We start from the raw sequence: 14,668 nt of genomic DNA on the forward strand, positions 1-14,668 counted from the left end.
CGACTAGCCCGGATCGGGACGCGGGGAAAGACTCAGTTCGCGGCAAGGGCTTTGGGCAGGCCGCGATACCAGTCGGTGATCGCCTGCCGCTCGGCAGGCTCCATGAAGCTGACATTGGCCGGGGGCATGGCATTGGTCACGCCCGCCTGGATGAAGATCTCGCGCGCGGCGCGGGTGATGTCGTCGGGGGTTTCCAGCAGGACCCCCTTGGGCGCGGTATGGATGCCCTCATAGCTGGGCTCGCGTGAGTGGCACATTGAACAGCGGCCCATGACGGCGTTTTGGGCATCGTCCCAGCCGGGGGCATCGATCATCGCCTGCTGGGTGGGGGTCAGGATGCGGGCTTCGGATTGCTCAAGTGTCTCGCGGAACATCGGCGCGGTCGAGAGCCACATCACGAGGATGAACAGGATCGCCGTGATTGCCCAGCACCACCATTGTTTCCCCTTGCGGGCATGCATGGTGTTGAAGAAGTGGCGGATGGTCACGCCCATCAGGAAGATCAGGCCCGCGATCACCCAGTTGTAATGCGATGCGAAAGCCAGCGGGTAGTGGTTCGACAGCATCAGGAACACGACCGGAAGCGTCAGGTAGTTGTTATGGGTCGAACGCAGCTTGGCGATCTTGCCGTATTTCGGATCGGGCGCACGTCCGGCTTTCAGGTCGGCCACCACGATGCGCTGGTTCGGCATGATGATCAGGAACACGTTGGCGGTCATGATCGTCGCGGTGAAGGCGCCCAGATGCAGCATGGTCGCGCGGCCGGTGAAGATCTGGTTATAGCCCCAACCCATCGCGATCAGCATCGCGAATAGCAACACCATCAGCAGCGTCGGCGTTTCGCCAAGCTTGGATTTGCAAAGGAAGTCATAGACCAGCCAGCCGACCGACAGTGACGCGGCCGAGATCAGGATCGCCTGCCAAGGGGCCAGCTCCATCTTGGCGGGATCGATCAGGAACAACTCGGAGCCGACCCAATAGGTGACCATCAGAAGCGCCGCTCCCGAGATCCAGGTCATGTAGCTTTCCCATTTGAACCAAGTCAGGTGCTCGGGCATCTTTTCGGGGGCGACCAGATACTTCTGGATATGGTAAAAGCCGCCGCCATGAACCTGCCATTCCTCGCCATGCGCGCCTTTGGGCAGGCTGGGGCTTTTTTGAAGGCCTAGGTCGAGGGCGACGAAGTAAAAGGACGAGCCGATCCATGCCATCGCCGTGACGACATGCGTCCAGCGTATCGCAAAGGCCAGCCAGTCCCAGATCACGGCGAAATCGGACATGCAGTGCTCCTGTCTTGCTGGGGAAATCCTAACTCATCAAGGGCCTGCCGGGAAATCGGCTTGAGTGCCGTGGCTGTCTTAAGCTTGTATTGAAAATCTTTCGCGCAATTTATCCGGTCTGCCGTGATCGGGCAGGATCTTCCTGCTGCAATTCCCGTCATTCCTTCATATCCAGATCAAGCAGGAGACCACCCATGTTTCCACCGGAAACGAACAATTCGCTTTATTTTCAGATTTCCGGTGGATTGCGTCGTGACTGATCATCTGTTCATCGTCACCGGCGGCCCCGGTTCGGGCAAGACCAGCCTGATCGAGGCTTTGGCCCGACGCGGCTTGCGCACCATGCCCGAGGCAGGCAGGGCCATCATTCAGGATCAGGTCGCCATCGGCGGCACGGCCCTGCCTTGGGCCAATCGCGCCATGTTCGCCGAGGTGATGCTGTGCTGGGAATTGCGGTCCCATCGCGAGGCTTCAGCACTTTCAGATGTTGTGGTGATGGATCGCGGCATACCCGACGTCATGGGCTATCTGACGCTTTGCGGTCTGCCAGTGCCTCGGCATATCGTCGAGGCGAGTCGGATGCGCCGCTATAACACCTGTGTCTTCCTTGCGCCTTATTGGGAGCGGATTTTCACCAATGATGCCGAACGGAAGCAGGACCGCGCCGAGGCCAAGGCGACCGGCAAGGTCATGGCTGAAACCTACCGGGCATTGGGCTACCGGATCGTCGATCTGCCGTTGACCGATATCGCCGCGCGGGCTGACTTCGTTACCGCCAGTATCAGCGAGGCGTTGGGCCAAAGATAAATGAAAAGAGGGGGCATGGCCCCCTCGGAAAGCGTCGCGGCGACGGCGGCTCAACTGCCGCGATAGGTCGAATAGCCATAGGGCGAGATCAGCAGCGGCACATGGTAGTGGTCCTGCTCGGACATGCCGAAACGCAGCGGGATCACGTCAAGGAAGCGCGGCTTCGCCGCCTCATGCCCCTGCGCGTCAAGCCAATCGCCGACATGGAACAGCAACTCGTATTCTCCGGTCTCGAATTCGGCTGCAGGCAGGATTTGCGCATCGGTGCGGCCGTCATGGTTGGTGACGGTTTCCTTCAGCAAGCGGCGGTCGGGATCAAGGCGGTAAAGCTCGATCCGCATGCCTTGGGCAGGCGCGCCATTGGCGGTGTCGAGAACATGGGTGGTCAGAAATCCGGCCATCATGGGTCCTTTCAATTGGCGAGACGGATGGTGGCCGTGCGGGCCTCATCGTTCAGTTTGCGGGTGTCGGCGGTCAGCAGTTGATGGTCACGGACGACCGCGAGGCCCTCGACATAGACGGATTTTGCGCGCATCGGCGCACAGAAGACCAGCGCCGCGACCGGGTCCCATTCGCCCGCCGCCGCGAGTTCCGTGATATCCCACAGCACCAAATCGGCGCGCTTGCCGGGGGCAAGGCTGCCCAGATCGCTGCGGCCAAGCACGCGGGCACCGCCAAGTGTGGCGATCTCCAAAGCCTCGCGCGCGCCCATCGCGGCAGGGCCGTTTTTCAGCCGCGCCATCAGCATGGCTTGCCGGGCCTCAAGACCCAAATGGCTGCAATCATTCGAGGCCGAGCCATCGACCCCCAGCCCCACCGGCACGCCCGCATCCCGCATCTGCCGGATCGGCGCGATGCCCGAGGCCAGCCGCGCGTTCGAGCAGGGGCAATGGGCGACGCCGGTGCCCGTGCGGGCGAATAGGTCGATTTCCTTGTCCGAAAGCTTCACGCAATGCGCGTGCCAGACATCGTCGCCGGTCCAGCCAAGGCTTTCGGCGTAATCGCCCGGCAGCATGCCGAAATTCTGCAGCGAATAGGCGATGTCCTCGTCATTCTCGGCAAGGTGGGTGTGCAGGCGCACGCCTTTCTCGCGGGCGAGGATCGCGGCGTCGCGCATCAACTCGCGGCTGACCGAAAAGGGCGAGCAGGGCGCAAGGCCCACCTGCACCATCGCGCCGGGATTGGGATCGTGGAAGGCGGAAACAAGGCGCTCGCTGTCCTTCAGGATCGCGGCCTCGTTCTCGACCAGTGAATCCGGCGGCAACCCGCCCTTGCTTTCGCCGATAGACATGGCGCCGCGCGTGGCGTGGAAGCGGATGCCGATCTCGGAGGCCGCCTCGATGCTGTCATCCAGCCGCGAACCGTTCGGGAAAAGATACAAATGGTCGGACGAGCAGGTGCAGCCCGACAGCGCCAGTTCGGCCAGACCGACCTTGGCCGAAAGCTTGATGTCGCCTGGCGTCATCCGCGCCCAGATCGGGTAAAGAGTGCGTAGCCAGCCAAACAGCGCCGCGTCTTGGGCGGCGGGCACGGCGCGGGTCAGGGTCTGGAACAGGTGGTGATGGGTGTTGATCAGGCCGGGGGTGACGACGCAGCCTTTGGCCTCGACCACGTCTGCACCTTCACCGGGAAGGTTCGTGCCGATGGCGAGGATGACCCCGCCATCGATCAACACGTCTCCGCCCGCGATCTCGCGCCGGGTTCCGTCCATGGTGACGACCACCTCGGCCTTGCGGATCAGGGTTCGGGTCATATTGGGTCCTTTCAGTGGGCTTCGGCGGCGTGGCCAGCGGCGCGGATATCATCCTCGGTCGCATGGGGCGCGCCGTTGAAATACCAGTTCAGCGCCACCGCCGAAAGCGTCGCGAGCAAGATGCCAGAATGGATCAGCGGGTGCAAAGCGTGCGGCATCCACTGGTTGAAATCGGGCGCCACCATCGGGATCATCGCCATCCCCAGCGAGATCGCGACCACGAACAGGTTGTGCCGATTGCCCGCGAAATCGACATTCGCAAGGATGCGGATGCCGGTTGCCGCGACCATGCCGAACATGACCAGACCCGCGCCGCCCAGAACCGTGGTCGGCAGGCTTTCGACCAGCGCGCCCATTTTCGGGATCAGCCCCAGCACGATCATGATGATGCCGCCCGCAACGCAGACAAAGCGCGAGCGGATGCCGGTCACCCCGACAAGCCCGACATTCTGGCTGAAGGACGTATAGGGGAAGGTGTTGAAAAGCCCGCCAAGCGCCGTGCCCAGACCGTCGACGCGCAGTCCGGCGGACAGGGTTTTCGGCGTGATCTTGCGGTTGCAGATCTCGCCAAGCGCCAAAAACATGCCGGTCGATTCCACCATGGTCACGAACATGACCAGCAGCATGGTGGCGATCATCACCGGGTCAAAGATCGGCATTCCGAAATGGAAGGGCCGGATCGGCGCGAACCATGCCGCCTGCGAGACCGCATCGAAATGCATCATCCCCATGCTGGCAGCCAGCACGCCGCCGCCGATAATGCCCAGAAGCACCGCGATATTCGAGACGAAGCCGCGACCAAAGCGCGAGAGCAACAGGATCGCGCCCAGCACCACCAGACCGATGATGATGTTCTGGCTTGAGGCATAGGCCGGGTTCGGGACCGTCGGCAGCAGCTTGACACCCTCGGGGGCCGAGCCTGCGGCGATGGCGGCGTTCAGCCAGTCCTGCTGCGCGGGATCGACCAGCTTCGGCGCGGTCGGGCCAAAGGGCAGGCCAAAGATCCAGTTGATGCCAATGGGCATCAGGCTGACGCCGATGGCCAGAATAACCGTGCCCGTCACCACGCTGGGGAAAAACCGCAGCAACCGGCTGACATAGGGCGCCAGAAAGATCGAGATGACGCCGGCGGCGATGATCGCGCCGAACAGCATCCGCGCGCCCTCGGCCCCCGGCTGGGCACTGGCGATCGAGACCATCGGCCCGACAGCGGCAAAGGTCACGCCCATCATCACGGGCAGCTTGATCCCGAACCATTGCGTCGCGCCCAGCGACTGAATGATCGAGACCAGACCGCAGACGAACAGGTCCGCCGAAATCAGAAAGGCCACGTCCTGCGGCGATAGCTGCAGGGCGCGGCCCACGATCAGGGGAACGGCGATGGCTCCGGCATACATGACCAGCACATGCTGGAAACCCAGCGTGAACAGGCGTGGAGCCGGCAGGATTTCCTCGACCGGGTCTATGCCCCGGCCGGCGGTTTCGTGTGACATGGTTCTCCTCCCTTGTCTTGCGTCTAGCCCCTGGTCAGATTTCGACCTTCTGGGCGAGGCCCTTTGCTTGGGCCAGTTTCACGACGGCCTGGGCAACGGCGAGGTCTTGCAGACCCACGCCGGTGCCGTCGAAAATCGTCAGTGCCGCATCCCCGCGTCCGGGGTGGATGCCGTTCACCACGGCGCCGATCTGGGTGATTGCCTCCTCTGCAATCAGCCCTTGCGCAACGGCGTGCTGGAATTCTCCGATGGCCACGGATTGCGCGACCTCATCGGTGAACAGACGCGCGCGGGCGACCAGCGCCGGGTCAAGCTCCTGCTTGCCCTTGGTGTCCGTGCCCATGGCGGCGATATGGGTCGTGCCCGTGACATGTGCGTCCAGAAGCAGCGGCGAGAAGGCCGAGGTGATCGAGATGATCACGTCAGCTTCCGCGCCAAGCGTCGGCAGGTCCACTGCCTCGAAGGGCAGGCCCAGCTCGGTGGCGGTGTCGGCAAGGCGGGTCAGCATCTCGGGATGGGGGTTCCAGCCGATGACCTTCTCAAAGCCATGGACGCGGGCGGCGGCGTGCATCTGGAAGGCGGATTGATGCCCCGCGCCGATCATGCCCAGAACCTTCGCCCCTTTCGGTGCCAGATAGCGGATCGACACCGCCGAGGCCGCCGCCGTCCGAAGCGCCGTCAGCAGGTTCCCCCCGACCGCCGCCGCGACCCGTCCGGTATCGGCGTCGAACAGAAAGACCGTCGATTGGTGATTGATCAGCCCGTGCTTTTGGTTTTGCGGCCAATAGCCCCCGGCCTTGAGGCCAAGCGTCAGCGCGGCACCGTCGAAACCGCCCTTGAAGCCGTAAAGCGCGTCCTCATGGCCGATGGCCTCGCGCACCACGGGGAAGTTATAGGCTTGATCCTTGGCCATGGCGGCAAAGACCGCCTCAATGGCGTCATAGGCGGCCTCGGGGGTCATCAGCCCCGCGATTTCGCGTTCCGCGACGACCAGCATCAATAGCCCTTTCCGCGCGCCGAGACCGGCCAGACGCATTCCACCTTGCCGTTCCGCACGCCGACATACCAATCGTGAACGTTGCAGGTCGGGTCGCAATGGCCCGGGACAAGGCGCAGCTTCTCATTGACCTGAAGGACGCCCTTGGGGTCCGCGATCACGCCATGCTCGTCGCTGCATTTGATATATTCGACATCGTCGCGGCCATAGATGAAGGGCAGCCCGCTATCGACCGATTGCGCCTTCAGCCCCGCATCACAGACCGCCTTATCCGCCTTGGCGTGGGACATGACCGAGGTCAGGATGAACAGCGCGTTTTCCCATTCGCCCTTGTCGATGCGGGTGCCTTCGCTGTTCTTGATGCGGCCGTAATCGGCATCCATGAAGGCATAGGAACCGCATTGCAGCTCATTATAGACGCCGGAATTGCTCTCGAAATAATAGCTGCCGGTGCCGCCGCCCGAGACGAGTTCGGGCGACAGGCCGACTTCCTCCAGCGCCGCCACGGCTTCTTTGACCTGCGCGATGGCGGCGTCGAGCTTGGCCTTGCGGTCGACGAAGCTTTCCATGTGCTGCATCGCGCCCTGATAGGCTTGGATGCCGGTGAATTTCAGGCCCGGTGCCGCGTCGATGGCCTTCGCGATCTGAACCACGGCGGCCGCAGTGGTCACGCCGCAACGCCCCGCGCCGCAGTCGATTTCGACGAAACATTCGATCTCGGTGCCGTGGCGCTGCGCCGCCGCCGACAGATCGGCGACATTGGCCAGATCATCGACGCAGGTGATGATCCGCGCGCCGAGTTTCGGCAGGCGGGCGAGGCGGTCGATCTTGGCCGGATCGCGGACCTGGTTCGACACCAGAATGTCCTTGATGCCGCCTCGGGCAAAGACCTCGGCTTCCGAGACCTTCTGGCAGCAGACACCTGCGGCACCACCCAGTTCCTGCTGCAATTTCTGCACATCGACCGATTTGTGCATCTTGCCGTGGCTGCGGTGGCGCATGCCGTGCGCCTTGGCGTAATCGCCCATTTTCCTGATGTTACGCTCCAGCGCGTCCAGATCGAGGATCAGGCAGGGCGTCTGGATATCGGCCTCGGCCATGCCGGGCAGAGCGGGGATGTCATAGCCGACTTCGAAACCGGCGAAATCTGTCTTGGCGTTCATGGCAGGTCCTCAGTTCCAGGGCAGGCGGTCGAGATCGACATTGCCGCCGGTGATGATGATGCCGACGCGCTGGCCGGCGAAAATGTCGCGGTTCTTGATGATGGTGGCCAGCGGCACGGCGCTACTGGGCTCCATCACGATCTTCATGCGCTTCCAGATCAGCTTCATGGCGTCCACGATCTCATCCTCGGTCGCGGTCAGGATGTCGGAGACGTGGTTCTGGACGAAATGCCAAGTCAGTTCCTTGAGCGGCACTTTCAGCCCGTCGGCCACGGTCTCGGGGGCGTCATCGGCGATGATGTGACCGGCGCGGAAGCTGCGGGCGGCATCATCGGCATTCAGCGGCTCGGCGGCAAAGATCCGGGTCTTTGGCGCAAGGTTCGAGAGCGTCAGGCAGGTCCCCGAGACCATGCCACCCCCGCCGATCGGGGCCACGACCGCATCAAGGCGCTCGACCTGTTCGACCAGTTCCGCCGAGCAGGTGGCCTGTCCGGCGATCACCCGCCAGTCGTTGTAGGGATGGACGAACTCGGCCCCGGTTTCGGCGACGACCTCGGCAAAGACCGCCTCGCGGGAACTGGTCGAGGGCTCGCATTCCACGACCCGCCCGCCATAGCCGCGCACGGCGTCCTTCTTGGCCTGCGGCGCGGTGCGGGGCATGACCACGGTGCAGGGAATGCCCCGCCGGCCAGCGGCATAGCTCAGACAGGTGCCGTGATTGCCGCTGGAATGGGTAGCGACGCCGCGCGCGGCCTGTTCGTCGGTCAGCCCAAAGACCGCGTTGCTCGCGCCGCGCGCCTTGAAGGCCCCGGCTTTTTGCAGGTTCTCGCATTTGAAGAACAGCTCGGCCCCGGTCAGGTCATTGAGGAACCGCGAGGTCAGTACCGGTGTCACATGCACATGCGGCGCAATCCGCTTGCGCGCGATCAGCATGTCCGAAAGCGTCGGGATATACATGGCGTCACGCATCCTCAGGCCGCCTTCCGAAGCGCCGAAACCGTCGATTGGCGGTAATGCTCCTGCGCGGCGGCGACACCTGCGCCAAGGCGGATCGGCAGTCCCAGATCGACCATGACCATTTCCGCGACAGCAAGGCCCGACAGCGCCATGGCGTCGGTCAGGCTGCCCAGATGGCCGATGCGGAAGACCTTGCCCGCGACCTCGCCCAGACCGGTGCCAAAGGCCATGTCGTAGGTTTCGAGTGCGTGGCTGACGATGCGGTTAGCGTCAAACCCCTCGGGCACACGGATCGCGCTGACCGTGTCGGAATAAAGCTCGGGCCGCGCGGCACAAAGCTTCAGCCCCCAGGCATCGACGGCGGCGCGAATGCCGCCCGCAATGCGGTGGTGACGGGCAAAGACGTTCTCCAGCCCCTCGGACAGGATACGCTCGCAGGCCGCGTTCAGCCCGTTGATCAGCCCGACCGGCGGCGTATAGGGATAGCCGTTGCGGGCATAGCCCGTGGCCATGTCGCGAATGTCAAAGAAGGTGCGCGGCAGCTTGGCGGTTTCCACTGCCGCCATGGCTTTCGGCGAGAAGGCGACAATCGCCAGACCGGGGGGCAGCATGAAGCCCTTTTGGCTGCCGGTGACGGCGATATCGACGCCCCATTCATCCATGTGGAAATCCATCGAGCCGATCGAGCTGACCCCATCGACGAACAGCAGCGCCGGGTGGCGCGCCGCATCCAGCGCGCGGCGGATCGCGGCGATGTCGGATTTGACGCCCGTCGCCGTCTCGTTATGGGTGGCGAGGACGACGCGGATTTCGTGGCCCTTGTCGGCGGTCAGAATTTCCTCGAAGCGGGCGGCAGGGATGCCTTCACCCCAAGGCGTTTCGACGGTAGCGACTTCGAGGCGGTGGCGCTGGCACATGTCGATCCAGCGATGGCTGAACATGCCGTTGCGCGCAGCCAGCACTTTGTCGCCGGGCGAGAGCGTGTTGGTGATCGCGGTTTCCCAGCCCCCGGTCCCGGTCGAGGGGAACAGGAAGACCTGCGCGCGGCTGGTCTTGAGCACCTTTTTCACGCCTTCCAGCGCGGGGTGCAGCATGCGCCCGAACACCGGCGAGCGGTGGTCGATCGTGGGCATGTCCACGGCCTTGCGCAATTCCTCGGGGATATTGGTGGGGCCGGGGATGAAGATGGGGTTCTGACTGGTCATGGTGCTTCCTCCTGCACTTGTCTCTCAGGCTAGGCCGCGCTGTCCATTCCGGCAATTTTTCTGAAAATGATTTCGCAATGGCGGAAAATGCATTGATTTCCGTTAACCATCAGGTGTTTGCTGTTTTCCAGACTGGAATTGTCGTTTTCAACGAAATGAAAATGCTGTCGAAAGGTTTTCTTGAATGTTGACCGAGCCACGAAAAAGGGGACGCCCGAAAGGTCGCGCAGAGGGCAGCGAGGATAGCGGAGGCGTGCGTGCTTTGGAGCGTGCGCTCGACGTTCTCGACGTGATCGCGGCGGGCAATGGCCTGACGCTGAGCGAGATCGCGCAGCGGCTGGATCAGGCGCCCTCGACCGTGCATCGCGTTCTTGTGACGCTGGCCGCGCGCGGCATGGCCGAGACGGATCGGCAAAACCAGCAATGGCAGATCGGGCCGACGGCGTTCCGGCTGGGCTCGGCCTTCATGCGCAGGGCAGGGCTGGTCGATCGCGCCCGTCCCGTGCTGCGCCGGTTGATGGAGGAAACCGGAGAGACCGCCAATCTGGGCATCCTGAATGGCGACGCGGTCCTGTTCATAAGTCAGGCCGAGACGCATGAGACGATCCGCGCATTCTTTCCGCCCGGCACGCGCTCGGCTCTGCATGCATCGGGGATCGGGAAGGCGCTGCTGGCCCATGCCGGGCCTGAGGAGTTGCGGCAAATGATCCGGGGCCTGCGGCTGGAGCGCTTCACGCCGACGACGCTGGCCACGCCCGAGGACCTGACCGCCGACCTGATCCTGACCCGTGAGCGCGGCTATGCGCTGGACAATGAGGAACGCGCTCCGGGGATGCGCTGCATCGCCGCGCCGATCTTCGATCTGAACGGCGAGGCGGCGGCGGGGATCTCGGTCTCGGGGCCCATCCATCGGATGAGCGACGGGCGTCTGGACGCGATTGCGCGGGCAGTCATCGCGGCGGGGCGGGAATTGTCGACCGGGATCGCCTGAAAAGCGCCGCTAGGTGCTGTGGATGATTGCCTGCGCGGGCGGCCTGCGTTATCGGGGCGCAAAGCCAAAGGGGACCCTCTCATGACCGAGCGTAAAACTGGCCTTTCCTATGCCGAAGCAGGCGTGGATATCGATGCAGGGAACGCTCTTGTCGAGCGTATCAAGCCCGCCGCAGCCGCGACCAAGCGTCCCGGCGTGATGGATGGTCTGGGCGGCTTCGGCGCGCTGTTCGATCCGCGCGCTGCGGGCTATCAGGACCCGGTCCTTGTCGCCGCGACCGATGGCGTGGGCACCAAGCTGCGCATCGGCATTGACACCGGTGAGTTGGACGGTCTGGGCATCGACCTTGTCGCCATGTGCGTGAACGATCTGGTCTGCCAAGGCGCCGAACCCCTGTTCTTCCTTGATTACTTCGCCACCGGCAAGTTGTCGGTCGATGAGGCCACGCGCGTCATCAACGGCATTGCCGAAGGCTGCCGTCGCTCCGGCGCGGCCCTGATCGGTGGCGAGACCGCCGAGATGCCGGGCATGTATGCCAAAGGCGATTTCGATCTGGCCGGTTTCGCCGTCGGCGCGATGGAGCGTGGCACCGCGCTGCCCGCAAACGTTCAGGATGGCGACGTGCTGCTGGGCCTTGCCTCGGATGGCGTCCATTCCAACGGCTTCTCGCTGGTGCGCAAGGTCGCGGAACATGCGGGGCTGGACTGGAATTCGGATTCGCCCTTCGGCACAGGCACTTTGGGTCAGGCCCTGCTGGTCCCGACGCGGCTTTACGTCAAGCCGGTTCTGGCCGCGATCCGCGCGGGCGGTGTTCATGCCGCAGCCCATATCACCGGCGGTGGCATCACCGAGAACCTGCCGCGCGTGTTGCCGAAAGGTCTGGGTGCCGAGGTCGATCTGGACAGCTTCAGCCTGCCGCCGGTCTTCGACTGGCTGGCCGAGGCCGGCGACATCGCCGAGGCCGAGATGCTGAAGACCTTCAACTCCGGCATCGGCATGATCCTTGCGGTTGCGGCTGATCGGGCCGAGGCGCTGGAAGCCCTGCTGAAAGCCGAGGGCGAGACGGTTGTCCGCCTTGGGCAGGTCGTCCCGGGCGAGGGTGTGCGCTACAACGGCAAGCTGCGGTGAAACGCGTCGCGATTCTGATCTCGGGCGGCGGATCGAATATGGTGAAGCTGGTCGAATCGATGACCGGTGACCATCCCGCCCGCGCCGTCATCGTCGGTTCGAACGATCCCCATGCCGGTGGCCTCGCCAAGGCCGCCGCGATGGGCGTCCCGACCTTCGCGGTCGATCATCGTGCCTACAAAGGCGATCGCGCAGCTTTCGAGGCCGCGCTAATCGAGCCGATTCTTGCCGCGCAGCCGGATATCCTGTGCCTTGCAGGCTTCATGCGCATTCTGACGCCGGACTTCGTGCAGCGGTTTGAGGGGCGGATGCTGAACATCCATCCCTCGCTTTTGCCGAAATACCCCGGCCTGCACACCCATCAGCGCGCCATCGAGGCGGGGGATGCCGAGGCAGGAGCCTCGGTCCATCTGGTCACGCCGGAACTGGACGCGGGTCCGATTCTTGGTCAGGCAGTGGTGCCGGTCCTGCCGGACGACACGCCGGATCAGCTTGCGGCGCGGGTACTGGTGCAAGAACACCGGCTTTACCCCGAGGTGCTGCGGCGCTTTGCGCTTGGCGACCAGACACCCGTCAGCCTGACGGCGGCGTAAAAAAGGGGACCCTTTCGGGTCCCTTTCGATTCGCGATCATTCGCGCGGGTCATGTGCGGCAGTCCCGCCCAACACCACACCCGCTTGTCCGGCGAGGGGGCTAAGCTCAGGGATGGTGACGATCTCGTGGCCAAGGCGACGCAGCGCGGAGATCGTCCCGGTTCCGACATTTTCCTCAATCTTCAGGCTGTCGCGGCTATCCGAGAAGGTCCGGCCCAACAGGAATCTGGGCGCTGCCAATGCCTTGGCGGGTGGCTCGGCAAAGTCGATGAGATGCGTCAACAGGACGGACAATGTCTGTGGTTGGCCATCCGCTCCTTGGGTGCCATATACGAAAGCAGGCTTGCCGTCGCGCAATGCGATGCCGGGATTGAGCGTGTAGAACGGCAGCTTGCCGGGCGCAAAGGCATTGCAATGGCTTGGATCGACCGAAAAGGCTGCGCCTCGGTTCTGCCACAGAATACCGGTATCGCCCGCCACCACACCGCTGCCCCAGTCGAAATAGGTGCTTTGCAGCACGCTCGCAGCATTGCCTTGCTCGTCCATCGCGCCAAGAAAGACCGTATCGCCATGCTGCCAGCGCTCCGGCCAGACAAGCGCCCGTTCCGGTGAAATCTCGGCTGCCTTCGCTTGCAGATGCTCTGGAGAAAGCAGGTGGTCAGGCGTAACGCGCATGAAGGCGGGATCCGCAATTGCGCTCCGGTCGCGAAACGCGCGCTTCACGGCTTCGACGCAAAGATGCAGATGCTCGGGGCTTCCGGCTGATAGCGATGACAGATCGAAATGCGCAAGAATGCCCATGATCTGCAATGTCGTAAGCCCTTGGGTCGGGGGCGGGGGGGCCAGCAGGGTGACATCGCGGTAGCGCAGCGAAAGCGGCTTTGTTTCGCGCGTTCGGGTACGGCGCAGATCCTCGCGACCGATAATGGCACCCGATTCCCTCAATCCCTCTACGATACGGCCTGCAAGCGAACCGGAGTAGAATTCCTGCGCACCACGTTCTGCCAGCAGGCCGAGGCTATGCGCGAGTTCCGGTTGCCGCAGCATGGTTCCGGCGGCAAGCGGTTCGCCTGCGTCAAGGAATATCCTTCCGAAGCCATGCCAGTTCGGTGCTTCGTTCGCGCGATGGCGGGTCCAGAATTCTTGCGACTTGGTCACGGCGTAACCGTTTCGTGCAAGATCGACGGCAGGCGAAAGCAGATCCTCCCACCGGCAATTGCCCCCGAGGTTTTCCCTTGCGTAATCAAGCGCGTGTCGCCACCCGTCGACGACAGCTGCTGTCGTCAGGATCGCGCCGGGACCGCGCAGGGGCGGCTCGGCTTGCGGTATCTCCCGCTCGATCCCCTGACCGATGGCCAGAAAGGTTCGGCGGTCTCCGTTCCGATCAGTGACCAGCCAGACAGCGTCCCCGCCAAGGCCGCAGAAATGTGGCGTAACGACGGCAAGGACAGCGCCCGCGGCGATCAATGCCTCTGGCGCGGTTCCTCCGTTGCGCAATACGGCCATGCCGGCTTCGGTTGCCAGCGGATGCGGGGTGGTGACGGCACCGGTCATTGGGGGGAACCTGTCAATGAAGCGAGGATCGTCCGCACAACCTCGTCGCGCCTTGCGGACAGAAATTCGGGGTCGGACAGGTCGCGTCCCAAGACGACACCCATCGTATGGCGGTTGGCGATATGGATCGTCGCCAGCCCAAGGATCGAAAGGTAAAGCTGGCCGGGATCGGGTCGATGGGTGAAGACGCGCTCGTTCGCGCCCCGATCCAGAACGTTGTCGATGGCGTGGAAAAGTGTCTCGGCACGTTTGTTCACGGCGACTAGTTCGCGCACATGTACGCCGTCCGACATGTTCTCGATTCGCATCATGCCCTGAAATTCGGGATGCGCTTCCATATAGTCGAAGGTGAAGCGCGTCAGTTCGGCTATCGCCTGTTCGGGTGGTAGATCCCAGAAACTGGCTTCGGCCTCGGCCTGACGAAGGCCTTCGTAAACCCGTTCGATGCAAGCGCGGTACAACCCCAGCTTGTTCCCGAAATAGTGGTAGATCATCCGGACATTGCAATCGGCCGCCTCGATGATGCGCGAGACGCTGGCGCCCTGATAGCCGTGCAGCTGGAATTCGGTCGTCGCTGCGGCAAGCAGACGCTGCGCGACCCCGCCTGATGCGTCTTTGGCGTGTTGTTCAGTGACGTTCTGCATCGAAACCTCATTCATTTGCGCAAAAGATAAGCGGTTTGACCAATCTCTGTGCGCGAGACGTGCATTGATCCGACGAAACGGTTTCGGGACGGCATTTTTTCTT

General features: G+C 63.3%; 14 protein-coding genes. 4 read left to right on the forward strand and 10 right to left on the reverse strand.

Annotated features, from left to right (window positions below; all coding sequences use genetic code 11):
- Positions 1-32: 32 nt before the first annotated feature.
- A complete protein-coding gene (locus tag GL286_RS13725) occupies positions 33-1,280 on the reverse strand; it encodes a urate hydroxylase PuuD (protein ID WP_155096145.1) in 1,248 nt (415 codons plus the stop codon).
- A gap of 252 nt (positions 1,281-1,532) precedes the next feature.
- Between GL286_RS13725 and GL286_RS13730 the strand changes: the two genes are divergently transcribed.
- Positions 1,533-2,087 carry an AAA family ATPase gene (locus GL286_RS13730; RefSeq protein ID WP_170295194.1) on the forward strand — a complete coding sequence of 185 codons (555 nt, stop codon included), beginning with the start codon at positions 1,533-1,535 and terminating at the stop codon, positions 2,085-2,087.
- 50 nt (positions 2,088-2,137) lie between these two features.
- Here the strand turns inward: GL286_RS13730 and uraH are convergent, their stop codons facing one another.
- From uraH to bhcA, 7 genes are read right to left on the reverse strand one after another with little or no spacing between them, the layout of a single operon-like run.
- Positions 2,138-2,488: a hydroxyisourate hydrolase gene (gene uraH / locus GL286_RS13735; protein WP_155096146.1), complete on the reverse strand. Its 351-nt coding sequence runs from the start codon at positions 2,486-2,488 to the stop codon at positions 2,138-2,140.
- 11 nt (positions 2,489-2,499) lie between these two features.
- The gene (locus tag GL286_RS13740) at positions 2,500-3,840 is read right to left on the reverse strand and encodes an 8-oxoguanine deaminase (protein ID WP_155096147.1); all 1,341 of its coding nucleotides are present in this window, start codon (positions 3,838-3,840) and stop codon (positions 2,500-2,502) included.
- A gap of 11 nt (positions 3,841-3,851) precedes the next feature.
- Entirely contained in the window at positions 3,852-5,333 is a 1,482-nt protein-coding gene (locus tag GL286_RS13745; RefSeq protein ID WP_155096148.1) for a nucleobase:cation symporter-2 family protein, read from the reverse strand.
- 34 nt (positions 5,334-5,367) lie between these two features.
- Positions 5,368-6,330, reverse strand: a complete 963-nt coding sequence (gene bhcD / locus GL286_RS13750; RefSeq protein WP_155096256.1) for an iminosuccinate reductase BhcD — start codon at positions 6,328-6,330, stop codon at positions 5,368-5,370.
- Positions 6,330-7,493, reverse strand: a complete 1,164-nt coding sequence (gene bhcC, locus GL286_RS13755) for a 3-hydroxy-D-aspartate aldolase BhcC (RefSeq protein ID WP_155096149.1) — start codon at positions 7,491-7,493, stop codon at positions 6,330-6,332. The genes bhcD and bhcC overlap by 1 nt, the downstream gene beginning before the upstream one ends.
- Before the next feature lie 9 nt (positions 7,494-7,502).
- Positions 7,503-8,462 carry a beta-hydroxyaspartate dehydratase BhcB gene (gene bhcB, locus GL286_RS13760; RefSeq protein WP_211596343.1) on the reverse strand — a complete coding sequence of 320 codons (960 nt, stop codon included), beginning with the start codon at positions 8,460-8,462 and terminating at the stop codon, positions 7,503-7,505.
- 2 nt (positions 8,463-8,464) lie between these two features.
- On the reverse strand, positions 8,465-9,655 hold the full coding sequence (gene bhcA / locus GL286_RS13765; RefSeq protein ID WP_155096150.1) for an L-aspartate--glyoxylate aminotransferase BhcA: 1,191 nt from the start codon (positions 9,653-9,655) through the stop codon (positions 8,465-8,467).
- A gap of 184 nt (positions 9,656-9,839) precedes the next feature.
- Here bhcA and bhcR point away from each other — a divergent pair, with 184 nt between their 5' ends.
- The 3 genes from bhcR (at position 9,840) to purN (ending at position 12,367) form a co-directional block, all read left to right on the forward strand.
- Positions 9,840-10,646 carry an HTH-type transcriptional regulator BhcR gene (gene bhcR / locus GL286_RS13770; protein WP_155096151.1) on the forward strand — a complete coding sequence of 269 codons (807 nt, stop codon included), beginning with the start codon at positions 9,840-9,842 and terminating at the stop codon, positions 10,644-10,646.
- An 81-nt stretch (positions 10,647-10,727) separates the two neighbouring features.
- A complete protein-coding gene (gene purM / locus GL286_RS13775; RefSeq protein WP_155096152.1) occupies positions 10,728-11,774 on the forward strand; it encodes a phosphoribosylformylglycinamidine cyclo-ligase in 1,047 nt (348 codons plus the stop codon).
- Complete coding sequence (purN, locus tag GL286_RS13780; protein WP_170295195.1) at positions 11,771-12,367, forward strand: phosphoribosylglycinamide formyltransferase; 597 nt, start codon at positions 11,771-11,773, stop codon at positions 12,365-12,367. The genes purM and purN overlap by 4 nt, the downstream gene beginning before the upstream one ends.
- Before the next feature lie 36 nt (positions 12,368-12,403).
- Here purN and GL286_RS13785 read toward each other — a convergent pair whose 3' ends face one another.
- Together GL286_RS13785 and GL286_RS13790 are read right to left on the reverse strand one after the other, a co-directional pair.
- Positions 12,404-13,921 carry a gamma-glutamyltransferase family protein gene (locus GL286_RS13785; RefSeq protein ID WP_155096153.1) on the reverse strand — a complete coding sequence of 506 codons (1,518 nt, stop codon included), beginning with the start codon at positions 13,919-13,921 and terminating at the stop codon, positions 12,404-12,406.
- Positions 13,918-14,565, reverse strand: a complete 648-nt coding sequence (locus GL286_RS13790; protein WP_170295196.1) for a TetR/AcrR family transcriptional regulator — start codon at positions 14,563-14,565, stop codon at positions 13,918-13,920. The genes GL286_RS13785 and GL286_RS13790 overlap by 4 nt, the downstream gene beginning before the upstream one ends.
- Positions 14,566-14,668: the final 103 nt, after the last annotated feature.

The organism is Paracoccus aestuariivivens (genome assembly GCF_009711225.1).
Lineage (GTDB): Bacteria > Pseudomonadota > Alphaproteobacteria > Rhodobacterales > Rhodobacteraceae > Paracoccus > Paracoccus aestuariivivens.